The 22,777-nt window shown below is 61.7% G+C and carries 23 protein-coding genes; 15 read left to right on the forward strand and 8 right to left on the reverse strand.

Translation table 11 applies throughout. From position 1 onward, the window contains the following. Positions 1-16: 16 nt before the first annotated feature. The 3 genes from DWF74_RS21370 to DWF74_RS21380 all read right to left on the reverse strand — a co-directional run bounded on the left by DWF74_RS21370 (position 17) and on the right by DWF74_RS21380 (position 2,127). Positions 17-748 carry a GntR family transcriptional regulator gene (locus tag DWF74_RS21370; RefSeq protein ID WP_102861287.1) on the reverse strand — a complete coding sequence of 244 codons (732 nt, stop codon included), beginning with the start codon at positions 746-748 and terminating at the stop codon, positions 17-19. Between the two features lie 274 nt (positions 749-1,022). Next, positions 1,023-1,526 carry a L,D-transpeptidase family protein gene (locus DWF74_RS21375; RefSeq protein WP_102861288.1) on the reverse strand — a complete coding sequence of 168 codons (504 nt, stop codon included), beginning with the start codon at positions 1,524-1,526 and terminating at the stop codon, positions 1,023-1,025. Between the two features lie 49 nt (positions 1,527-1,575). Beyond that, positions 1,576-2,127: an NUDIX hydrolase gene (locus tag DWF74_RS21380; protein WP_102861289.1), complete on the reverse strand. Its 552-nt coding sequence runs from the start codon at positions 2,125-2,127 to the stop codon at positions 1,576-1,578. Positions 2,128-2,273: 146 nt separating this feature from the next. Here DWF74_RS21380 and DWF74_RS21385 point away from each other — a divergent pair, with 146 nt between their 5' ends. The 5 genes from DWF74_RS21385 to purT all read left to right on the forward strand — a co-directional run bounded on the left by DWF74_RS21385 (position 2,274) and on the right by purT (position 5,546). Continuing rightward, complete coding sequence (locus tag DWF74_RS21385; RefSeq protein ID WP_102861290.1) at positions 2,274-2,873, forward strand: CoA pyrophosphatase; 600 nt, start codon at positions 2,274-2,276, stop codon at positions 2,871-2,873. Between the two features lie 55 nt (positions 2,874-2,928). Beyond that, on the forward strand, positions 2,929-3,453 hold the full coding sequence (locus DWF74_RS21390; protein ID WP_102878493.1) for a gamma carbonic anhydrase family protein: 525 nt from the start codon (positions 2,929-2,931) through the stop codon (positions 3,451-3,453). Further along, positions 3,450-3,665: a DUF1289 domain-containing protein gene (locus DWF74_RS21395; protein ID WP_102861292.1), complete on the forward strand. Its 216-nt coding sequence runs from the start codon at positions 3,450-3,452 to the stop codon at positions 3,663-3,665. Before DWF74_RS21390 ends, DWF74_RS21395 begins: the two co-directional genes overlap by 4 nt. A 132-nt stretch (positions 3,666-3,797) precedes the next feature. Continuing rightward, positions 3,798-4,265, forward strand: coding sequence for a VUT family protein (locus DWF74_RS21400; RefSeq protein WP_047301943.1), 468 nt, complete (start codon positions 3,798-3,800; stop codon positions 4,263-4,265). A gap of 99 nt (positions 4,266-4,364) precedes the next feature. Then, complete coding sequence (purT, locus tag DWF74_RS21405; protein ID WP_102878495.1) at positions 4,365-5,546, forward strand: formate-dependent phosphoribosylglycinamide formyltransferase; 1,182 nt, start codon at positions 4,365-4,367, stop codon at positions 5,544-5,546. A 77-nt stretch (positions 5,547-5,623) separates the two neighbouring features. Here the strand turns inward: purT and DWF74_RS21410 are convergent, their stop codons facing one another. The 3 genes from DWF74_RS21410 to DWF74_RS21420 form a co-directional block, all read right to left on the reverse strand. After that, positions 5,624-6,940, reverse strand: coding sequence for an MFS transporter (locus DWF74_RS21410; RefSeq protein WP_115581666.1), 1,317 nt, complete (start codon positions 6,938-6,940; stop codon positions 5,624-5,626). A gap of 301 nt (positions 6,941-7,241) precedes the next feature. Next, positions 7,242-8,471, reverse strand: coding sequence for an HlyC/CorC family transporter (locus DWF74_RS21415; protein ID WP_115581667.1), 1,230 nt, complete (start codon positions 8,469-8,471; stop codon positions 7,242-7,244). Positions 8,472-8,480: 9 nt separating this feature from the next. After that, complete coding sequence (locus DWF74_RS21420) at positions 8,481-9,293, reverse strand: cytochrome C assembly family protein (RefSeq protein ID WP_115581668.1); 813 nt, start codon at positions 9,291-9,293, stop codon at positions 8,481-8,483. 208 nt (positions 9,294-9,501) lie between these two features. Between DWF74_RS21420 and ffh the strand changes: the two genes are divergently transcribed. From ffh to rplS, 5 genes are all read left to right on the forward strand, one after another. Further along, positions 9,502-10,878 carry a signal recognition particle protein gene (gene ffh, locus DWF74_RS21425; RefSeq protein WP_102861298.1) on the forward strand — a complete coding sequence of 459 codons (1,377 nt, stop codon included), beginning with the start codon at positions 9,502-9,504 and terminating at the stop codon, positions 10,876-10,878. Between the two features lie 249 nt (positions 10,879-11,127). Further along, positions 11,128-11,379, forward strand: a complete 252-nt coding sequence (gene rpsP, locus DWF74_RS21430) for a 30S ribosomal protein S16 (protein WP_007927680.1) — start codon at positions 11,128-11,130, stop codon at positions 11,377-11,379. Positions 11,380-11,384: 5 nt separating this feature from the next. Continuing rightward, positions 11,385-11,921 (forward strand): ribosome maturation factor RimM, encoded by a 537-nt coding sequence (gene rimM, locus DWF74_RS21435; RefSeq protein ID WP_102861299.1) that lies wholly within the window; start codon positions 11,385-11,387, stop codon positions 11,919-11,921. Next, a complete protein-coding gene (gene trmD / locus DWF74_RS21440) occupies positions 11,903-12,676 on the forward strand; it encodes a tRNA (guanosine(37)-N1)-methyltransferase TrmD (protein WP_170001093.1) in 774 nt (257 codons plus the stop codon). The genes rimM and trmD overlap by 19 nt, the downstream gene beginning before the upstream one ends. A gap of 45 nt (positions 12,677-12,721) precedes the next feature. Further along, positions 12,722-13,072 (forward strand): 50S ribosomal protein L19, encoded by a 351-nt coding sequence (gene rplS / locus DWF74_RS21445; RefSeq protein WP_007927677.1) that lies wholly within the window; start codon positions 12,722-12,724, stop codon positions 13,070-13,072. A 58-nt stretch (positions 13,073-13,130) separates the two neighbouring features. On the opposite strand, the gene DWF74_RS21450 is transcribed toward rplS, so the two are convergent. Next, positions 13,131-15,257, reverse strand: a complete 2,127-nt coding sequence (locus DWF74_RS21450; RefSeq protein WP_115581669.1) for a DUF4132 domain-containing protein — start codon at positions 15,255-15,257, stop codon at positions 13,131-13,133. Positions 15,258-15,583: 326 nt separating this feature from the next. On the opposite strand from DWF74_RS21450, the gene DWF74_RS21455 reads away from it, so the two are divergent. Further along, complete coding sequence (locus DWF74_RS21455; protein ID WP_102861301.1) at positions 15,584-15,997, forward strand: acyl-CoA thioesterase; 414 nt, start codon at positions 15,584-15,586, stop codon at positions 15,995-15,997. 57 nt (positions 15,998-16,054) lie between these two features. Here DWF74_RS21455 and DWF74_RS21460 read toward each other — a convergent pair whose 3' ends face one another. Further along, positions 16,055-17,857, reverse strand: a complete 1,803-nt coding sequence (locus tag DWF74_RS21460) for a cation:proton antiporter (protein ID WP_115581670.1) — start codon at positions 17,855-17,857, stop codon at positions 16,055-16,057. Positions 17,858-17,964: 107 nt separating this feature from the next. On the opposite strand from DWF74_RS21460, the gene xerD reads away from it, so the two are divergent. The 4 genes from xerD to thrC all read left to right on the forward strand — a co-directional run bounded on the left by xerD (position 17,965) and on the right by thrC (position 22,699). After that, complete coding sequence (gene xerD, locus DWF74_RS21465; RefSeq protein ID WP_102861303.1) at positions 17,965-18,861, forward strand: site-specific tyrosine recombinase XerD; 897 nt, start codon at positions 17,965-17,967, stop codon at positions 18,859-18,861. A 149-nt stretch (positions 18,862-19,010) separates the two neighbouring features. Continuing rightward, entirely contained in the window at positions 19,011-19,742 is a 732-nt protein-coding gene (locus DWF74_RS21470; RefSeq protein WP_102861304.1) for a thioredoxin fold domain-containing protein, read from the forward strand. A gap of 135 nt (positions 19,743-19,877) precedes the next feature. Continuing rightward, positions 19,878-21,182, forward strand: coding sequence for a homoserine dehydrogenase (locus tag DWF74_RS21475; protein WP_060842565.1), 1,305 nt, complete (start codon positions 19,878-19,880; stop codon positions 21,180-21,182). Positions 21,183-21,289: 107 nt separating this feature from the next. After that, entirely contained in the window at positions 21,290-22,699 is a 1,410-nt protein-coding gene (thrC, locus tag DWF74_RS21480) for a threonine synthase (RefSeq protein WP_115581671.1), read from the forward strand. Positions 22,700-22,777 lie beyond the last annotated feature (78 nt).

The following is a 22,777-nucleotide window of genomic DNA, read 5'->3' on the forward strand; positions in this document are numbered from 1 at the left end:
GCTCCAGGGGGCGGATTCAGCGTCGCAGTTCGGCGACGAAGTCGTAGTAGTCGTTGCGGCAATAGGTGTCGGTGACTTCGATCGGTGTGTTGTCTTCCAGGTAGCCAACCCGGGTCATCAGCAGCATGGCGGTGCCGGGGGCGATGCCCACCAGGGCGGCGAATTCGTCCGACGCGTTGATCGCCTGGATGTGCTGCAGGGCCCGGACCACGGGACGGCCGATGCTGTCGAGGTACTCGTAGAGCGAATCGCCGACGGCCTCGGGCTGGGCAATGATGCTGGCCGGCAAGGTACTCATCTCGATCGCCATGACCGCATCGTCGGCTTTGCGCAGGCGCTTGAGGCGCGCCACCTTGTCGTTGGGCGACAGCCCGAGGCGGATCAGCTCTTCGTGGGTCGGCGGGGTCAGTGTGCGTTCCAGCCATTGCGAGCCGGGGACGAAACCTTTGAGGCGCAGCATTTCGCTGAAGCCGGAAAGGCGCGACAGCGGTTGCTCAAGGCGCGGGGTAATGAAAGTGCCCGAGCCCTGGCTGCGCCGGATCAGGCCCCGTTCGAAGAGGACTTCCAGGGCCTTGCGCGCAGTCACCCGGGAGATGCCCAGCAGTTCGCTGAGGTTGCGTTCCGAAGGCAGCGCCTGCTCGGCTTTCCATTGGCCGGAGTGAATCGCCGCTTCCAGGTTGCGAGCCAGTTGCAGGTACAGCGGGGTCGGCTGAGTGTCGTCGGGACGCAGGGTCAGGAGGTGATTCATCTGTAGGTTTTCCGATGCGGTTATGAGGTTGTTGTCGCCCGGTAATGCCGAAAAACTAATACCACTTAAATACCATGTCAACGCCACCTATCAGGTGGAGGTGCAGTAAATCCGGCGCTTTCGGGGTTTTTAGGAGGATAAAGGATTGAAGTGGTATTAGGCAGGTCTGGCCGCGAAGGCTATAGCTCGAGGTGGCGACCCGCGGTGGGTCGCCAAGTGGTATGCGCGCTGGGGGAGGGCGGCGGGGAGGAAAATATTTTTTGTGCTGGAGGGATTAAGGGCGAATTTCGATCAGGGTGCCGTCTTTGACCAGGCTCCAGACTTCGCGCATGTCGACATTGCGCATGGCGATGCAGCCGTCGGTCCAGTCCAGGGTGTGGAAGTACTGCTCGGGAAACTCTTCGGTGTCTGGAGTGCCATGGATCATGATCATGCCGCCGGGATTGACCCCTTCGCGACGCGAGCGGGCGGCATCGGTGATGTTCGGGTAGGAGATGTGCATGGCCAGGTTGTAGCGGTCGCTGGTCTTGCGCCAGTCGAGCCAGTAGAGGCCTTCGGGGGTGCGTTTATCGCCTTCCATGAGCTTGGGCCCCTTGGGCTTCTTGCCCAGGGAGATCCGATAGGTTTTCAGGGGCTTGCCGCCATTGATCAACTGCAGTTGATGGGCGGACTTGAGCACCAGGACCTTTTCGATGACCTTGCCGTCCAGGGTTTCCACCGTGGAGGCCTGAGACAGAGTGACGACGGAACAGCACAGCAGGGCAAGCAACCAGCGCATTGACACGATATCCCCAGGCGCGCACAGACTCCGTGCACGTTTTTATTGTTTAACTGATGGCAGGCTGAGAGAGCGGCGGAATGGATTCGGAGCGTACGGCATAAGCCTGTGCCCGCCGGTCAGCGAAGAAGCATTCTAAGGTACGACCGACGGTGCGGAAAGCCAGCTCGGACCAAGGGATATCGGCTTCATCGAACAGCTGCACTTCCAGGCTCTCTGGACCGGCGGCAAAGTCCAGGTCCGCCAGCTCGGCGCGAAAGAATACATGCACCTGGCTGATGTGCGGCACGTCGATCAGGGTGTAGATATTCAGGTTGCGCACCCGGGCGCAGGCTTCCTCGAAGGTTTCGCGGATGGCCGCCTGTTCCACCGTTTCGCCGTTTTCCATGAAACCCGCCGGCAGGGTCCAGTAGCCCAGGCGCGGTTCGATGGCGCGGCGGCAGAGCAATACCTTGCCCTCCCAGGTGGCCAGGCAGCCGGCAACGATGTTGGGGTTCTGGTAATGGATGGTCTGGCAGTGATCGCAGACAAAGCGCAGGCGCGAATCGCCTTCGGGAATGCGCTGGGTTACCGGGTTGCCGCACTGGCTGCAAAATTTCATGAGGGGTATCCGAAAAGGCTGGGGCTATCTTGGCGCGCCGCCCGATTGTCGGCAAGTTGTCGTTAAGCGACATGCCCGAGAGCAGGGGTTGGGCCACCGATTGGATTGGTGCATGATGCACGGTAGCCAACAGATCGAGATGCCTCATGCTGGACGAGCTACTTCATCGGGTAAGCCATTACACGCCAAGAACGCTGGAGACCGACCGACGTTTTCCCGAGGCTGCGGTGCTGGTGCCCATCACCCGCAGCGATGAACCGGAGCTGGTGCTGACCCTGCGCGCCAGCGGGCTTTCGACCCATGGTGGTGAAGTGGCCTTCCCCGGTGGTCGGCGCGATCCGGAAGACCCGGATCTGATCTTCACCGCGCTACGGGAGGCCGAAGAAGAAATCGGCCTGCCGCCGGGACTGGTGGAAGTCATCGGCCCCTTGAGCCCACTGATTTCCCTGCACGGGATCAAGGTCACACCCTACGTCGGGGTGATTCCCGACTATGTCGAATACCAGGCCAATGATGCCGAGATCGCTGCCGTTTTCAGCGTCCCTCTGGAGTTCTTTCGCCAGGACCCCCGTGAACACACCCACCGCATCGACTATCAGGGCCGCAGTTGGTACGTCCCCAGCTACCGCTTCGGCGAGTACAAGATCTGGGGTCTGACCGCGATCATGGTGGTCGAACTGGTCAACCTGCTGTACGACGCCGATATCAGCCTGCATCACCCGCCGAAATCCTTTATCGACACCTGAAGCCATGGCTTGGCATGGCATAAACCGCGGCTGCCTGACCCATAAGGACAACAAGATGAAATACCGCCTGGGCGATGCCCGAGTCGACACCCATCCACAGAGTTGGGTGGCCCCGAACGCCACCTTGGTGGGTAAGGTCAAGCTGGAAGAGGGGGCCAGTGTATGGTTCAACGCCGTGTTGCGTGGCGACAACGAGCTGATCCTGATCGGCAAGCACAGCAACGTCCAGGACGGGGCCGTGATGCACACCGACATGGGCTTTCCGCTGACCCTGGGCACCGGCGTGACCATCGGCCATAACGCCATGCTGCATGGCTGCACCGTGGGCGATTACAGCCTGATTGGTATCAACGCGGTCATTCTCAATGGCGCGAAGATCGGCAAGAACTGCATCATCGGCGCCAATTCGCTGATCGGCGAAGGCAAGGAAATACCTGACGGTTCGCTGGTCATGGGCTCGCCGGGCAAAGTGGTTCGCGAACTGACCGAGGCTCAGAAGAAAATGCTCGAAGCCAGCGCCGCCCACTACGTTCATAATGCTCAACGTTATGCCCGAGACCTGGTTGAGCAAGAACAATGACTGCCCCTGAAAGACCCGTCGCCTCGCCTTGCGTGAGCATCTGTGCCCTGGATGAGCAGGACATCTGCACCGGCTGTCAGCGCACGGTGGATGAAATCACCCGCTGGAGTCGCATGGACAACAGTGAGCGCCGCGCAGTCCTGGCCCTGTGCCATGAGCGAGCCAAATCCAGTGGCTTGCTGTGGATGATCGGCTCCAGCTCGGCAAGCTGATCCGCCCGTTCGCCGGCAAGCCAGCTCCCGCAGGCGATGCGTAGGAGCCCGCTTGCCGGCGCAAGGGTTTCTTGGCCCAACCCCGGGCCTGCAGTAACCTGTGCTCCTTCCCGATAGGTACCCTTGGCCCCCATGCTTTTCCTGATCACCTATATCAGCAGCGTCGTGCTGATCAATTACGCCTTTTCCGTCGCGCCGCAACTGGATATCGTCTGGTCGGCCTGGGGCGGGCTGGTGTTTGTCCTGCGGGACATGGTGCAGACTCGCTTCGGCCATGGCGCCATCGTCGCCATGCTGGCGGCCCTGGTGTTGTCCTATGTCACCTCCGACCCGACCATTGCTCTGGCCAGTGCCACGGCATTCGCCGTCTCGGAATGCATCGACTGGCTGGTGTTCAGCATCACCAAGCGGCCCCTGCATGATCGCCTGTGGATCAGTTCGGCCCTGAGCATTCCCCTGGATACCTTCATCTTCTACGGCATGATCGATGCGCTGACCCCCGGGGTCGTGCTGACCGCCCTGGGGTCGAAGTTCGCCGGGGTCACCGTGGTCTGGCTGGCGATGGCCTGGCGTTTGCGCAAAGCGGCGTGCGCCGGCTGAGCCAAAGGCTGCGGTTCATGTAAAATGCCGCGCTCTTTCCCCATGGGTCGCCCGCCTGGCGCTCGGCCCTCGATGATCCGCTCCTTTGAGGACCTTCAGATGACTCGTATCGGAACTCCATTGTCGCCAACCGCGACCCGCGTCTTGCTTTGTGGCTGTGGTGAGTTGGGCAAGGAAGTGGTGATCGAGCTGCAACGCCTGGGTGTCGAGGTGATTGCCGTGGACCGCTACGCCAATGCGCCGGCGATGCAGGTGGCCCATCGCAGCCACGTGATCAACATGCTCGACGGTGCGGCCCTGCGGGCGGTGATCGAGGCTGAGAAGCCGCACTTCATCGTTCCGGAAATCGAAGCCATCGCTACCGCGACCCTGGTGGAACTGGAAGCTGAAGGCTTCACCGTAATCCCCACCGCCCGGGCCACTTCGCTGACCATGAACCGTGAAGGCATTCGTCGTCTGGCGGCTGAGGAGCTGGACCTGCCGACCTCGCCTTACCATTTCGCCGATACCTTCGAAGACTATTCCAAGGCGGTGCAAGACCTGGGTTTCCCTTGCGTGGTCAAGCCGGTGATGAGCTCCTCGGGCAAGGGCCAGAGCCTGCTGCGCAGTGTCGATGACGTACAGAAAGCCTGGGACTACGCCCAGGAAGGCGGGCGTGCCGGCAAGGGCCGGGTGATCATCGAGGGCTTCATCGATTTTGACTACGAGATCACCCTGCTGACCGTGCGCCACGTAGGCGGCACCACCTTCTGCGCGCCGGTCGGTCATCGTCAGGAAAAGGGCGACTACCAGGAATCCTGGCAGCCTCAGGCCATGAGCCCCAAAGCCCTGGCCGAATCCGAGCGGGTGGCCAAGGCGGTGACCGAAGCCCTGGGCGGCCGCGGTCTGTTCGGCGTGGAGCTGTTCATCAAGGGCGATCAGGTGTGGTTCAGCGAAGTGTCGCCGCGTCCCCATGACACCGGCCTGGTGACCCTGATTTCCCAGGATCTGTCGCAGTTCGCCCTGCATGCGCGGGCGATCCTCGGCTTGCCGATTCCGCTGATCCGTCAGTTCGGTCCATCGGCTTCGGCAGTGATTCTGGTAGAAGGCAAATCCACCCAGACCGCGTTCGCCAACCTCGGCGTCGCCCTGAGCGAGCCGGACACTGCGCTGCGCCTGTTCGGCAAGCCTGAGGTCAACGGCCAGCGCCGCATGGGCGTGGCTCTGGCTCGTGATGAGTCGATCGAGGCCGCCCGGGCCAAGGCGACCCGCGCTGCGCAAGCGGTAGTGGTCGAACTCTGAGAAACATCGCGAGCAAGCTGGCTTCCACAAGGTTTGCATTGAACCTGTAGGAGCGAGCTTGCTCGCGAAGCGGTCGCTCAGACGACCCGATTCAGATCGTTATTGCGCGTTTCCTTCAAGCACAGCACCGCGATCAAGCTCAGGATCGCCGCCCCCGACACATACCCGCCTACCCAGCTCAACCCGCCCATCGCCACCAGTTTCTGGGCGAAGAAGGGCGCGGCCGATGCACCGACAATGCCCCCCAGGTTGTAAGCCGCTGAAGCGCCGGTATAGCGCACGTGGGTCGGAAACAGTTCCGGCAGCAGTGCGCCCATCGGGGCGAAGGTCACCCCCATCAGGAACAGCTCAATGCACAGAAACAGTGCTACACCGGCGGTGGAGCCCTGAGTCAGCAAGGGTTCCATGGTGAAGCCGGAGAGAATAGCCAGCACGGCACCGACAACCAGCACGGGCTTGCGCCCGAAACGGTCGCTGGCCCAGGCCGACAGGGGCGTGGCCGCGGCCATGAACAGCACTGCGAAACACAGCAGGCCGAGGAAGGTTTCCCGGCTGTAGCCCAGGGTCGCGACGCCGTAGCTCAGGGAAAATACCGTGGAAATGTAGAACAGCGCGTAGCACACCACCATCGACGCGGCGCCCAGCAGCACTGGCAGCCAGTACTGGCTGAAGAGTTCCACCAGTGGCATTTTCACCCGTTCCTGGCGTGCCACAGCGTTGGCGAACACTGGGGTTTCGTGCAGCTTCAGGCGCACATACAGGCCCACCATCACCAGCGCCGCGCTGAGCAGAAACGGAATACGCCAGCCCCAGGAGCGGAACTGTTCGTCATCCAGGCCCATGGCCAGGGCCAGGAACAGGCCGTTGGCGGCGAGAAAGCCGATGGAGGGGCCCAGTTGCGGGAACATGCCGAACCAGGCGCGTTTGCCTGCCGGGGCGTTTTCCGTGGCCAGCAGAGCGGCGCCGCCCCATTCACCGCCCAGTCCGAGGCCCTGGCCGAAGCGCAGCACGCAAAGCAGGATCGGTGCCCAGGCGCCAATGCTGTCGTAGCCCGGCAGCACGCCGATCAGGGTGGTGCACACCCCCATCAGCAGCAGGGAGGCGACCAGGGTCGATTTGCGTCCGATACGGTCGCCAAAGTGGCCGAACAGCGCCGAGCCCAGGGGGCGGGCGAGGAAGGCAATGCCAAAGGTCAGAAAGGCCGAGAGCATCTGGGCGGTGCCGGACGTCTGGGGGAAGAATACCGGTCCGATCACCAGCGCAGCGGCGGTGGCATAGACGTAGAAATCATAGAACTCGATGGCGGTGCCGATAAAACTGGCGGTGGCCACCCGGGTGGTGGAATTGCTCGGTTGAGCGGGCGCGCAGGCGCTGTAGGCGGTGTTGGTCGTCATGCGGATATCCCTGACAGTCTGTGCTCCAGTGGAGCGAATTATTATGGTCGAGCACCCAGGGATGTGGGTTTGGCGCGCTCGTCACTCGAGATGGGAGTGGCGTCGAACAGTGGCGGGTGATGCATGCAGGATCGTCTGCGGTGCGGGTAGCACGCGGATCTGCGGGGCTTGGGTAAGCAGCGCGATTATAGAAAGGCTGCTAACGATCCAACAAGGGCTGTGGTCGTTGGTGGTCTTGCGTGACTGCGCCAGGCCTCGAAACTCCTTTGCAGAGGTTCAAGGCGCAGGCATCAGCATCGAGTCAGGCCCGGGCGGGAACGCTGCTGGTGTGCCAGAGCAGCACGCGGCTGACGCGGTTTTCCTCGGTTTCGAGGATCTCCAGGCGGTAGCGGCCGATCTTCAGGCACACGGCGCTGTCGGGAATGGTTTCCAGGGCTTCGGTGACCAGGCCGTTGAGGGTCTTGGGGCCGTCGCTGGGCAGGTGCCAGCCCAGGCTCTTGTTCAGTTCACGGATCGATGCCGCGCCCTCCACCACATAACGGCCATCGGCCTGTGGCTGGATATGAGGGTTGTCCAGGCTGTGCTCGTTTTCGAACTCGCCGACGATTTCTTCGAGGATGTCTTCCAGAGTGACGATACCCAGCACTTCGCCGTATTCGTCCACCACCATGCCCAGGCGCCGTTGCTGCTTGTGGAAGTTGAGCAGTTGTAACTGCAACGGGGTGCTTTCGGGGACGAAGTAGGGTTCGTGGCAGGCGGCCAGCAGGGTTTCCTTGGTCAGGCTGGCGTCCGGCAGCAGGTGGCGGATCTGGCGGGTGTTGAGCACCGCTTCGACCTGGTTGATATCACTGTGGAATACCGGTAACCGGGTGCGCTTGTTCAGGCGCAGTTGGGCAATGATCTCTTCGATCGGGTCGTCGAGGTTGATGCCCTGCACTTCGCTGCGGGGCACCAGGATGTCGTTGACGGTGATGTTGTCCAGGGCGTGGATGCCGGACAGGGCGTGGTGTTCCTGAGGCGCGGGCTCATCGTCCAGCAGCGTCGGATCGTCGTCGCTGTGCTTGACCGCGCTGGCCTTGGCGGCGAACGGGCGCAACAGCAACTGGCCGATGGTCTGCAGCAGCCAGGCCAGGGGATAGACAAGCTTCATGGGGATGGCCAGCAGGCTGTTGCCAAAGCTCAGAGTGCTTTCCGGGTAGCGCAAAGCCAGGGTGCGGGGCAAGTACTCGGCCAGTACCAGCAAGCCGCTGGTGCTGATCAGGCAGGCCAGCCAGGGGCCGTTTTCCGCCCAGTAGAACAGCGCCAGCAAGGTGCTGATGATCACCGCCAGGACTCGGCACAGGGTGTTGCACAGGATCAGGCTTTCCTTGGGGAAGGCCAGCTGTGCCGCCGGTTTGTCGCCTGAGCGTGAGCCGTTGCGTTGGGTCAGCAGGTGCTGCTGGGCGGCATCGATGGCAGTGAACAGCCCCGACCAGACGATCAGCAGGGCGATTACCGCGAGCATGGGCCCGGAGGGCAGGGAGTCGGTCATGGCCGGTCGTCAGATGTGCAGGATGTATTCACGAACCAGCTTGCTGCCGAAGTACGCCAGCATCAGCAGGCAAAAACCCGCGAGGGTCCAGCGAATCGCCTTGTGCCCGCGCCAGCCCAGGCGGTTGCGGCCCCACAGCAGCACGCTGAACACCACCCAGGCCAGGCAGGCCAGCAGAGTCTTGTGCACCAGGTGCTGGGCGAACAGGTTCTCGACGAACAGCCAGCCGGAGATCAGCGACAGCGACAGCAGGGTCCAACCGGCCCAGAGAAAACCGAATAGCAGGCTTTCCATGGTTTGCAGGGGCGGGAAGTTCCTGATCAGCCCGGAGGGGTGCTTGTTCTTCAGCTGATGGTCCTGCACCAGTAGTAAGAGGGACTGGAACACCGCAATGGTGAACATGCCGTAGGCCAGGATCGACAGCAGGATGTGGGCGAGAATTCCCGGTTCCTCATCGATCACCGGCACGGTTCCGGTAGGCACGAACTGCGCCAGGAGCGCAGTCAGGGCGCCGAGGGGGAACAGCAGCACCAGCAGGTTTTCCACGGGAATCCGCCAGCAGGCCAGCAAGGTCAGGGCGATGACCGCGGCAGCGATCAGGCTGGCAGCGCTGAAGAAGTCCAGGCCCAGGCCCGTCGGGGTCAGCAAATGGGTCAGCAGGCTGATGCCGTGGGCGAGCAGGGCCAGGATGCCCAGCATAACCAGCAGGCGCTTGTTTGCCTTGGCGCCGGTGGCCAGGTGAGAGCCTTGATAGAAGGTCGCAGCGGCATAAAGGACGGCGGCGGCGAGGGTGGGTAGCAAACTGGGTGACAAGGGGAGCATAAATCCTGTTAGGCAAGCCCGAAAGTCGCTGAGTTTGGCATAGAACCCACAGCCCTGAAAGACCACGCAAGCAGACGGCGAGGTGTCCGCCACGCACAGTCTTCGCTATAATCCGCGACCTGCCCACGCCGCAGGCTCATCGAGCACTTGTTTATTCCGCTCTGGGCCGCCATTACCCCGGTCTACCTTGGGCCTGAAAGGATCGAGCATGTTTGAAAACCTAACCGACCGTCTCTCGCAGACGCTGCGCCATGTCACCGGCAAGGCCAAGCTGACCGAGGACAACATCAAAGACACCCTGCGCGAAGTGCGCATGGCGCTGCTCGAAGCCGACGTTGCGTTGCCGGTGGTCAAGGACTTCGTCAACTCGGTGAAGGAGCGTGCGGTCGGCACCGAAGTGTCCCGCAGCCTGACCCCGGGCCAGGCCTTTGTGAAAATCGTCCAGGCCGAGCTGGAAAGCCTGATGGGCGCGGCCAACGAAGACCTCAACCTCAGCGCCGTGCCGCCAGCCGTGGTGCTGATGGCCGGTCTGCAAGGTGCGGGCAAGACCACCACCGCCGGCAAACTTGCGCGCTTCCTTAAAGAGCGCAAGAAAAAGAGCGTGATGGTGGTGTCCGCCGACGTCTACCGCCCGGCGGCGATCAAGCAGCTGGAGACCCTGGCCAACGACATCGGCGTGACCTTCTTCCCGTCGGACCTGAGCCAGAAGCCGGTGGCCATCGCCGAAGCAGCCATAAAGGAAGCGAAGCTCAAGTTCATCGACGTGGTGATCGTCGACACCGCCGGTCGCCTGCACGTCGACAGCGAGATGATGGACGAGATCCAGGCGCTGCATGCGGCGATCAAGCCGGTGGAAACCCTGTTCGTGGTCGACGCCATGACCGGTCAGGACGCCGCCAACACCGCCAAGGCCTTTGGTGACGCGCTGCCGCTGACCGGGGTGATCCTGACCAAGGTCGATGGTGACGCCCGTGGCGGTGCCGCACTGTCGGTGCGGGCCATCACTGGCAAGCCGATCAAGTTCATCGGTATGGGCGAGAAGACCGAGGCGCTGGAGCCATTCCACCCTGAACGTATCGCTTCGCGGATTCTTGGCATGGGCGACGTGCTCAGCCTGATCGAGCAGGCCGAGCAGACCCTCGACAAGGAAAAGGCCGACAAACTGGCCAAGAAGCTGAAGAAGGGCAAAGGCTTCGACCTCGAAGACTTCCGCGATCAGCTGCAACAAATGAAGAACATGGGCGGTCTGGGCGGCCTGATGGACAAGCTGCCGAACATCGGTGGCGTCAATCTGGCGCAGATGGGCAACGCACAGAATGCCGCTGAAAAGCAGTTCAAGCAGATGGAAGCCATCATCAACTCCATGACCCCGGCCGAGCGCCGCGACCCTGAGCTGATCAGCGGTTCGCGCAAGCGTCGGATCGCCATGGGTTCCGGTACCCAGGTGCAGGACATCGGCCGCTTGATCAAGCAGCACAAGCAGATGCAGAAGATGATGAAGAAGTTCTCCGCCAAGGGCGGGATGGCCAAGATGATGCGCGGCATGGGCGGCATGTTGCCCGGCGGCGGTATGCCGAAAATGTGAAGAATCCGCGCCGGCAGTCATGTCGGCGCTATTCCACGGGGACGTGGAATCTCGAGCAAACCCTCGATTGGGGCGCGCTCACTCGCTGCCGCTTGCGGCGGCTCCATAGCAAATCTGAGTGGCAGCCGATAGGCGCCGGAAAAAGTCATTTGCAAAAGTCCGGATATTCCTTAGAATATGCGGCCTTTCGGGCACCCATGCCCGCTGTGCATTTAGATTTGCAGCACCGACTACAGGAACGATGTTCACATGCTAACAATCCGTCTTGCCCTTGGCGGCTCCAAAAAGCGCCCGTTTTACCACTTGACCGTGACCGACAGCCGTAACCCACGCGACGGTTCGCACAAAGAACAAGTTGGCTTCTTCAACCCGATCGCTCGTGGTCAAGAAGTCCGCCTGTCCGTGAACCAAGAGCGCGTAGCCTACTGGCTGAGCGTTGGTGCACAGCCTTCTGAGCGTGTTGCTCAGTTGCTGAAGGAATCGGCTAAGGCTGCAGCCTGAACCCTATGAACGCGACGCCAGCTCCTGCTGATGATTTGATCGTTATCGGCAAAATCTACTCTGTTCATGGCGTTCGCGGCGAAGTGAAGGTCTTTTCCTTTACTGATCCGATTAAAAACCTGTTGGACTACAAAACCTGGACGCTCAAGCGCGAAGGTAGTGTGAAACAGGTTGAGCTGGTCAGCGGACGCGGGAACGACAAGTTCCTGGTCGCAAAGCTCAAGGGTCTTGATGATCGCGAAGAAGCTCGTCTTCTGGCCGGTTACGAGATCTGCGTGCCGCGCAACCTGTTCCCTGAACTGACCGACGGCGAGTACTACTGGTACCAGCTGCAAGGTCTCAAGGTCATCGACACCCTCGGGCAACTGCTCGGGCAGATCGATCACCTGCTGGAGACCGGCTCGAACGATGTAATGGTGGTCAAGCCTTGCGCTGGCAGCCTGGATGATCGCGAACGCTTGTTGCCCTATACCGAGCAATGCGTGTTGGCCGTCGATCTGGCAGCGGGCGAGATGAAGGTGGAATGGGATGCGGACTTCTAAGCGTGGCTAACTTGCGCGTAGAAGTGATCAGTTTGTTTCCCGAGATGTTTTCCGCCATCAGCGAATACGGCATAACCAGCCGCGCGGTGAAACAGGGGCTCTTGCAGCTCACTTGTTGGAATCCGCGAGACTACACCACGGATCGACATCACACTGTGGACGATCGCCCGTTTGGCGGTGGCCCTGGCATGGTGATGAAGATCAAGCCCCTGGAGGATGCACTGGTTCAGGCCAGAAACGCAGCCGGGGAGGGTGCGAAGGTGATCTACCTGTCGCCCCAAGGCCGTCAACTGAATCAGTCGGCGGTACGCGAGTTGGCGAATGAGGATGCATTGATCCTGATTGCTGGTCGTTATGAAGGCATTGACGAGCGGTTTATTGAAGCTCATGTCGATGAAGAGTGGTCGATTGGCGACTATGTACTCTCCGGTGGCGAGCTGCCGGCGATGGTCCTGATTGATGCGGTTACGCGACTGCTGCCCGGAGCTTTAGGGCATGTGGATTCCGCGGAGGAAGATTCCTTCACGGACGGTCTGCTGGATTGCCCGCACTACACCCGACCGGAGGTGTATGCGGATCAGCGTGTTCCCGACGTGTTGCTAAGTGGCAACCACGCACACATCCGGCGTTGGCGTTTACAGCAGTCCCTTGGTCGGACCTATGAACGACGCGCCGATCTTCTGGAAAGCCGCTCGCTTTCTGGAGAAGAGAAGAAGCTGCTCGAGGAATATCTCCGCGAGCGGGACGATAGTTAACAACGTATCGATGGTAGATCCGACGATTTACCTTAGGAGCACAGCATGACCAACAAAATCATCCTTGCACTCGAAGCAGAGCAGATGACCAAAGAGATCCCAGCCTTTGCCCCGGGCGACACCATTGTCGTTCAGGTGAAAGTGAAGGAAGGCGATCGTTCCCGTCTGCAGGCGTTCGAAGGCGTAGTTATCGCCAAGCGCAACCGCGGTGTGAACAGCGCGTTCACCGTACGTAAAATCTCCAACGGTGTTGGCGTAGAGCGTACTTTCCAGACCTACAGCCCGCAGATCGACAGCATGGCTGTCAAGCGTCGCGGTGATGTGCGTAAAGCCAAGCTGTACTACCTGCGCGACCTGTCGGGTAAAGCAGCTCGCATCAAGGAAAAACTGGTTTAAGTCCAGCTTCCGATGCAGAAAAAAGCAGCCTACGGGCTGCTTTTTTGTTGCCTGTCATTTAATGCCCGGAGCGGTTCAGCAGGGCGCAGACCGTGTTGGCGATCCGTTCCAGCAGTACCTCGTCATAAGGCAGCCAGGGCAGGGCGGCCAATTTGCCACTTTGTGCCGCCAGTGGCAGGTCCACCGCGGCTCCATCGCGTGACACGCGCCCGGTCACCAGGTGCACGGCGTAGTCACCGACCCGCACATGGCGCTCATCCATACTCAGCTTTCCTGCCTTGATGTGCGTCGCAAAGGCGGTATTCAGCACCTGTTGGCGCATCAATGTCATTTGCGTGAGATTGTGCCCGGCCAGTCGATTCAGGCGCTCTTCGCGCTTGCCTGGCGAGGCCTGGGGAAGAGGAATGCCAGCGGCGGTCTGCGTCAGTTCTTCAACGGCGAAAGCGCTGATGCTGACCAACAGATCGATGGCTCGGCAAGCCTCTGAAAAGACCTGCACCGGCACATTTTTCAGCAGCACAGGCTGCCAGTGTTTCTCGGTGCGACGAGCGAAGCACGTGGCGCCGGACAAGCAGTGCCCCTGTAAGCCGGGATAGAGTGGCACGTCGACATTCAGAGTCACTCGGATGTCGCTCAGGTTCCGGCTCAGGCTACCGTCTCTGTCGATCTTCCAGCCCTCGCGGCGTGCCAGGCCGATCAATGGGCGAATGGATAGGCTGTACCCGGCGAAGGCTTGGTAGGAGGGGCTTTCCAGCTCATGCTCAGGCGCCTGGTAGTGCTCGCGAAATACCTGGCGCAGTGGTTGCCTGATCTGGCGCTCGGTGATCACGGCTTGCCAGGCTTGGCGCTCTGCTTCGTCGCTCGACAGGGGGTGCCACAGCGAAATCCGGCATCCGGCGTCCAGGGACAGCGGCTGACCCCGCACGTCAAGAGCTTGCGCGTTTTGGGTCAATAGGAAACTGCAGCGTTGGCCACAGTCGTTGTGAGCCACCCATATCAACGAGTGGGCAAAGGGCGCGCCCACGGCAGAATCCACCAGTTGCCTTCGCCAGTCGCTCAAAGACAGCTCGAAGTGTTGCCACAGTCCTGACTCCAGGCAACTGGCCAGAAGCGCGTGCTGGGCTTTTCCGGGAGCACTGACTGGGGCAAGGCGCAGGGCAATCTCGGGGCGTTGGGCCAGCCCGCGCTCGGCGGGTTTGAGATTGCGCGTGAGTTTTTTCTGCAGGCCGGCATGTCGCACCAGGCTCAGGGCGCTGCGCAGCGTTTGCACGCTTTCCGGCGTTGGTATCTGTTCGATGCAATGACCCAGGGCAATGGCCAGGGATTGCGACGGCGCGGTTTTGGCCTGGGTTGGGGCGACGCAAGCCTTGGTCAGCAAAGTGTCCATCAGTGGCGGTAGCCAGGGCGCATCGCGCCGCAGGGCGATCCGGGCGGCACGGGCGATTACTGGCGTGTCATGGGTGCTGAAGGCACCATCGGCCACATAGGGGGTGGCGCCGCTGTGAATATCTTCCAGGCGCTGGGCGGCGGTGTTGAGGATCTGCTGGGAGAACTCGACGTAGGCAGCATCGTCGGCCAGCGTCGTTGCGGGGTCGCTGCTCAGTGAGTGATGACCGGTCCAGTACTCGCTGCTGGCAAGGGCCAGTCGGGATTGCGGTTCCAGTTGTTCAAGCAGTTCGAACTCCTGCCGGACGTAGGGCGCATCGGCGTAGTGTTGTTCCACGCAACGGTGCAGGGCTGCCTGGGCTTGTGCATCCAGCCATTGTGCCAATACGTACGTCTGGTGGTAGTCCGCAGCCCAGCGTATCGAGGGTTCGCCGAGGATTCTATGTAACTCGCGGCTCACTGCACTGCTCGGTTTGCCGCTGTGATAGGCAAGTTGCTCCACCGCCTCCTGCCCGCTCAGGCAAGTGCGCAGCACCTCCAGCAGGGTGGTCTGATCGAGTTGTGGGCACAGTTCCAGCTGTGCGGCCTGCTGCACAATTGAGTTCGCCATCTGCTGCGCAGCCGGGTTTTCAGGGGTGCGCAGTGCTCGGCGGATAGCCGGCCACAAGCTGCCCAATTGAGCGGGTGTCAGTGGGCTGATATCGATGGGCGCGCCAATGAAACTCGGATGATCCGTTGTCGCGGCGCTCAGGCGTTGCTGCAGGTGCTCGACGAGCGAAGGCGCGGAAAGGGCATCCATGACGGCGGTTCTCCTTGTTGGGGGCGCGGATGATCGCATTTTTTATCGCCGATCGTGACCTCTGACCCCTGCCGGGTTCTTTCGGCCCCTGCCGGGCGGCGATATACTCACCGACCCAATAAAGTGTGATCGCCCGCGCCGTGCAGCCTGCACGGAACGCCCAGGGTGCGTCACACCCTCCCGGCGTTCCTGGCCTGTTGTTATCCACAGGCAGGCAGCCCCCGATTATTCCCATCAAGCCTTTGGTCGCTGCCTTGCAGCGCTCATCGGCGTTCCATGCCCGCAGCGTGCCCCTGCGCGGATCTATCCATTCAGGCAGTAGTCCGATGACCCTTCGTGAGCAAGAAATCCAGCGTCGTACCGAACTCTCGGTGACCCGTGTGACCAAGGCGGTATTCCCGTCCACCACCAATCATCACAACACCCTGTTCGGCGGTACCGCCCTGGCCTGGATGGACGAAGTGTCGTTTATCGCCGCCACGCGCTTTTGCCGGTTGCCACTGGTGACAGTGTCCACCGACCGTATCGACTTCAATCATCCGATTGCCGCTGGTTCTATTGTCGAGCTGGTAGGGCGGGTGGTGAAGGTGGGCAACACCAGCCTCAAGGTTGAGGTAGAGGTGTTTGTCGAGAGCATGAGTTGCGACGGACGGGAAAAGGCCATTCATGGTCTGTTCAGTTTTGTCGCCATCGATGACGACAAACGTCCGGTGCCGGTGCTTCCGGGATTCGCAGCGTAGGAGCCGGTTTGCCGGCGAAGGCGTTCCTGCGGGCCCCTTCGCCGGCAAACCCGCTTCCTAGAGAGACTCGGGTTGGATCAGTGCCAGCAGGGTCCAGCCAGCCGTCGGCTTGAGGCCGCTTTCCGGGGTGATTACATGCACCCAGCCGTTGCTGTCGCGGGCGAACAGCAGGGTTGCGCGTTCGCCGTGCAAAGTCTGGTAGTCGTTCCAGCCAAAGGCTTCGGTCAGGTGCGTGCTGTACAGCTCTGCGCCTTGGCCCAGCAGGCTGGCCAGCTTGGTGTAGGTCAGGGCCTCGCTGCCCAGTAGCTGGCCGCGATGTTCGTGGCTGGCGCGGTGCTTGTCGGTGCGTCGGCTCTCCTGACTGTTGGCCAGGGCAAAAAGGCGCTGATGGCCAAAGTCGTGTCGAAAGCGCATGGCTGCCAGGGTATTGAGTTCGCCTGAAGGTGAGAGCGCCAGCAAATGCCCCAATCCCACCAGATCCAGATGCGCGTCGGCGTGCTGCGAGGCCGGGTTGCCGAAATAGGTGGGCAGGCCTTCCATGCGTGCTGCACGGATATTCTCCCAACTGGAGTCGGTCAGCAGCACTCGGCTGCCCAGCTGCTGCAAGGCCTTGCCAATGGTGCGTGCCGGGCCATTGGCGCCGACAATCAGGAAGCCGCTGGGAGCGGGCTCCGCGACTTTGAGCAGGCGCGCCAAGGGCCGGGCAGTAGCGCTTTGCAGGACCACGGTGCCGATGATCACGGCAAAGGTCAGTGGCACCAGCAGCAAAGCCCCCTCGTGACCGGCTTCATCCAGGCGGATGGCGAAGATGGCCGACACCGCTGCCGCAACAATCCCCCGTGGCGCAATCCAGGCCAGCAAGGCGCGTTCACGCCAGTTGAGGCTGGAGCCGGCAGTGGACAGCAGCACATTCAGCGGGCGAGCGATGAACTGGATCACCAGCAGCAGGATCAGCACCAGCGGCCCCAGGGCGATCAGTGCCTTGAGGTCCAGGCGCGCTGCCAGCAGGATGAACAGTCCGGAGATCAGCAACACGCTGAGGTTTTCCTTGAAGTGCAGGATGTGTCTTACGTCCACGCCCTTCATGTTGGCCATCCACATGCCCATCAGCGTCACCGCCAGCAGCCCGGATTCGTGCATCACCTGGTTGGACGCGATGAAGATTCCCAGGACTGCGGCCAGGGTCGCCAGGTTGTGCAGGTACTCCGGTAGCCACTGGCGACGCATGATGGTGCCCAGGACCCAGCCGCCGGCGATGCCGAACAGGCTGCCGCACAGAATCACTCCGCCAAAGGTCAGCAGGCTGTGGCTCAGGCCCTCGCCGGCGGCGCTGGCAATGATGAAGCTGTAGACCACCACCGCCAGCAGGGCGCCGATAGGGTCGATGACGATGCCCTCCCAGCGCAGGATATTGGCGATCGAGGCCTTGGGTCGTACCACTCGCAACATGGGCACGATCACCGTCGGCCCAGTGACCAGCGTCAAGGTGCCGAACAGCAGGGCCAGCATCCAGTCGAAGCCCAGCAGCCAATGGGTGGCCAGGGTGATCACCGCCCAGGTGGAGAGCGCGCCGATGGTCACCATGCGGCGCACCACGCTGCCGATTTCACGCCATTCCGAGAGATGCAGGGTCAGGCTGCCCTCGAACAGGATCAGCGCCACCGCCAGGGACACCAGGGGCATCAGCAGCGGGCCGAACATCTCCTGGGGATCGAGCCAGCCCAGCACGGGACCGGCAAGAATGCCGCTCAGCAGCAGGAACAGAATGGCTGGCAGTTTCAGCCTCCAGGCCAGCCATTGGCAGCCCAGTGCTGCCGCGCCGATGCCGCCGAAGGCCAGCAGAATCTGTTGTTCGCTCATCAATGCACCCTGTTCCTTGAAATGGCTGGCTATGAAAGACTAGCGACCCTCTGCGCAGTTCACTATTTTTTTACGCGTGGCCCCTGGGCCGTGCCTTTCGAGTCTTTATGCCCGCCATCGACCACCCCCTGATCGACCGTTTTCTCGATGCCCTGTGGCTGGAGAAAGGCCTGTCCGACAACACCCGCCATGCCTATCGCAGTGACCTGGCGCTGTTCAACGGCTGGCTGCAGGAGCAGGGGGTGGAGTTGCCGCAGGCCGGACGCGAGCTGATCCTCGATCATTTGGCCTGGCGCGTGGAGCAAGCCTACAAGCCCCGTTCCACGGCCAGATTCCTCTCGGGGGTGCGGGGCTTCTATCGCTATTTGCTGAGAGAAAAACTGATCGAGATCGATCCAACTTTGCAGATCGATATGCCGCAACTGGGGCGCCCGCTGCCCAAGTCCCTGTCGGAGGCCGATGTCGAGGCGTTGCTGGCGGCACCGGACTTGAGCGAGGCCATCGGCCAGCGCGATCGCGCCATGCTGGAGGTGCTCTACGCCTGCGGCCTGCGGGTGACTGAGCTGATCAGCCTGACCCTGGAACAGGTCAACCTGCGCCAGGGCGTGTTGCGGGTCATGGGCAAGGGCAGCAAGGAGCGCCTGGTGCCTATGGGCGAGGAATCGATTGTCTGGGTCGAGCGCTACATGCGTGATGCCCGGGCCGAGCTGCTGGGCGGGCGGCCCAGCGATGTACTGTTTCCCAGCTTGCGTGGCGAGCAGATGACGCGGCAGACCTTCTGGCACCGGATCAAGCATCAGGCCAAGGTCGCCGGGATCGGCAAGGCGCTGTCGCCTCACACCCTGCGCCACGCCTTCGCCACGCACTTGCTCAATCACGGGGCCGATCTGCGAGTGGTGCAGATGTTGCTGGGCCACAGTGATCTGTCCACCACCCAGATTTATACCCATGTGGCGCGTGCCCGCCTCCAGGATCTGCACGCCAAGCATCACCCGCGGGGTTGATTTGGCTCCCGGGTGGCGCTTTGCGTCGCCCGTAGTCGGTGCCGGCAAACAGATGTGGTAGGCTTTGTCGGTTTGCAAAACGGGTGTTTGCGGGCCGTTGCCATTGCGACCGCTCCCAGTTGCCCATTTGCCCGCCTTCAGGAGTTCCCATGCGTTTGACCCAGATTTTTGCCGCCGCCTCCCTGGCGTTGCTCAGCACCTTCGCCGTGGCCGATGACAGTGCCGAGAAAGCCATCCGCAAGAGCCTCGAGACGCTGCAGCTCGAAGTGCCGGTGGAGAGCATCACCGCCAGTCCTCTGGCCGGGCTGTACGAGGTCAAGCTCAAGGGCAGTCGCGTGCTTTATGCCAGCGCCGATGGCCAGTTCGTGGTCCAGGGCTATCTGTTCCAGCTCAAGGACGGCAAACCGGTGAACCTGACGGAAAAAACCGAGCGCCTGGGCATTTCCAAGTTGATCAACGGCATTCCGGTCGCAGAAACTGTGGTCTATCCGGCCATCGGCGAGACCAAGACCCACATCACCGTATTTACCGACACCACCTGCCCGTACTGCCACAAGCTGCACGCGGAAATACCGGCACTGAACAAGCAGGGTGTGGAAGTGCGCTATGTAGCGTTCCCGCGTCAGGGCCTGGGTTCGCCGGGTGACGAACAGCTGCAGGCAGTCTGGTGTTCGGCGGACAAGAAAGCCGCCATGGACAAGATGGTCGACGGCAAGGAAATCAAGGCCGCCAAGTGCGATAACCCGGTGTCCAAGCAATTCGCCCTGGGTCAGTCGATCGGCGTCAATGGCACGCCGGCCATCGTCCTGGCTGATGGCCAAGTCATTCCCGGCTACCAGCCGGCACCGCAGATCGCCAAACTGGCCCTGGGTGCGAAATAATCCTGCATCGTCACGCTAGCCTTTGACGATCATGCTCCTCCGGTTGCAACCGAAGGGGCATTAATAGAGAGCCGTGCTGTTTGCGGCTGTTTTCCACGGCCGGCCTTGAGTCGGCCGTTTTATGGGGAGTTCAGAGTGAATCCGGTCAAAGTAGGCATCTGTGGGCTGGGTACTGTCGGTGGCGGTACCCTAAACGTACTTCAGCGCAACGCCGAGGAGATTGCCCGCCGTGCCGGGCGTGGAATCGAAGTAGCGCAAATTGCTACCCGTACGCCAAAGCCTCAGTTCCAGACGACCGGTATTGCGATTACCAACGATGTCTTCGCCGTGGCCACCAACCCTGAAATCGATATCGTTATCGAGCTGGTGGGCGGCTATACCGTGGCCCGTGAGTTGGTGCTCAAGGCCATCGAGAATGGCAAGCATGTGGTTACCGCGAACAAGGCGCTGATTGCCGTCCACGGTAACGAGATTTTCGCCAAGGCCCAGGAGAAGGGCGTGATCGTGGCCTTCGAAGCCGCCGTGGCCGGTGGCATTCCGGTGATCAAGGCGATCCGCGAAGGGCTCTCGGCCAACCGCATCAACTGGCTGGCGGGGATCATCAACGGCACCGGCAACTTCATCCTCTCGGAAATGCGCGAGAAGGGCCGTACCTTCGAAGACGTGCTGGCTGAAGCCCAGGCCCTGGGTTATGCCGAAGCCGATCCGACCTTCGACGTTGAAGGCATCGACGCCGCGCACAAGCTGACCATCCTGGCGTCCATCGCCTTTGGTATCCCGCTGCAGTTCGACAAGGCCTACACCGAAGGCATCACCAAGCTGACCACGGCTGACGTGAACTACGCCGAAGCCCTGGGCTACCGCATCAAGCACCTGGGTGTGGCGCGCCGCACCGAGGCCGGCATCGAGCTGCGGGTGCACCCGACCCTGATCCCGGCCGACCGCCTGATCGCCAACGTCAACGGCGTGATGAACGCGGTGATGGTCAATGGCGACGCTGCCGGTTCGACCCTGTTCTACGGCGCTGGCGCCGGCATGGAGCCGACCGCTTCGTCGGTGGTGGCCGATCTGGTGGACGTGGTTCGCGCCATGACCAGCGATCCGGAAAACCGCGTGCCGCACCTGGCCTTCCAGCCTGATTCCCTGTCCGACCACCCGATCCTGCCGATCGAGTCCTGCGAAAGCGCCTACTACCTGCGCATCCAGGCCAAGGATCACCCGGGCGTACTGGCCCAGGTGGCGAGCATTCTTTCCGAGCGCGGCATCAACATCGAATCGATCATGCAGAAGGAAGTGGAAGAACAGGATGGCCTGGTGCCGATGATCCTGCTGACCCACCGCGTTCTGGAGCAGCACATCAACGATGCGATTACCGCGCTGGAGGCCCTGCAGGGTGTCGTCGGCCCGGTGGTCCGTATCCGCGTCGAACATTTGAATTAATGAAGCAGCCGCAAGTGGCGAGCGGCAAGCGCCAAGTCAGAAGCTGATGTGCTTTGACTTGAGGCTTGAAGCTTGCGGCTTGAGGCTCAAACCGAAGGTTTGTCCCCATGCGCTATATCAGTACTCGTGGCCAGGCACCGGCCCTGAATTTCGAAGATGTGCTGCTGGCCGGTCTGGCCAGTGATGGCGGTCTCTATGTGCCGGAGAACCTGCCGCGCTTTACCCAGGAAGAAATCGCTTCCTGGGCCGGCCTGCCGTATCACGAGCTGGCGTTCCGGGTCATGCGCCCGTTCGTCACCGGCAGCATTCCGGATGCCGACTTCAAGAAGATCCTGGAAGAAACCTACGCGGCCTTCTCTCACAACGCCATTGCCCCGCTGCGTCAGCTGAACGGCAATGAGTGGGTGCTGGAGCTGTTCCACGGCCCGACCCTGGCGTTCAAGGACTTCGCCCTGCAACTGCTGGGTCGCCTGCTGGACTACGTGCTGGAGAAGCGCGGCGAGCGCGTGGTGATCATCGGCGCCACCTCCGGTGACACCGGTTCGGCGGCCATTGAAGGCTGCAAGCGTTGCGACAACGTCGACATCTTCATCCTGCATCCGCACAACCGTGTCTCGGAAGTGCAGCGCCGGCAGATGACCACCATCCTCGGCGAGAACATCCACAACATCGCCATTGAAGGCAACTTCGACGACTGCCAGGAAATGGTCAAGGCCAGCTTCGCCGACCAGGGCTTCCTCAAGGGCACCCGTCTGGTGGCGGTGAACTCGATCAACTGGGCGCGGATCATGGCCCAGATCGTCTACTACTTCCACGCGGCCCTGCAGTTGGGCGGCCCGGCGCGCTCCATCGCGTTCTCGGTGCCCACCGGTAACTTCGGTGACATCTTCGCCGGCTACCTGGCACGCAACATGGGCCTGCCCATCAGCCAGCTGATCGTCGCCACCAACCGCAACGACATCCTGCACCGTTTCATGAGCGGCAATCAGTACGTCAAGGAAACCCTGCACGCGACCCTGTCGCCGTCCATGGACATCATGGTCTCGTCGAACTTCGAGCGCCTGCTGTTCGACCTGCACGGTCGCAATGGCGCGGCGCTGGCGGGGTTGATGGAGAGCTTCAAGCAAGGCGGCGGTTTCAGCGTCGAAGAGGATCGCTGGAGCGAAGCGCGCAAGCTGTTCGACTCCCTGGCGGTGAACGACGAGCAGACCTGCGAGACCATCGCCGAAGTCTTCGAACAGACCGGCGAGGTGCTCGACCCGCATACCGCGATTGGCGTCAAGGCCGCCCGTGAGTGCCGTCGCAGCCTGGATACACCGATGGTGATCCTGGGCACTGCGCACCCGGTCAAGTTCCCCGACGCGGTGGAGAAGGCCGGTGTCGGCAAGGCTCTGGAACTGCCGGCGCACTTGTCCGACCTGTTCCAGCGCGAAGAACGCTGCACGGTCCTGGCCAATGACCTGAAAGCGGTGCAGGCTTTTGTCAGCCAGCACGGCAATCGTGGCAAGCCACTCTGATCCCTTGGTCTTGTCGTCCACGAAGCCCGTCTCCTGACGGGCTTTGTTTTTTCATGCGCAAGCTTGGCCCGCCAGGGG

This window comes from Pseudomonas protegens (assembly GCF_003363755.1).
Taxonomy (GTDB): domain Bacteria; phylum Pseudomonadota; class Gammaproteobacteria; order Pseudomonadales; family Pseudomonadaceae; genus Aquipseudomonas; species Aquipseudomonas danubii.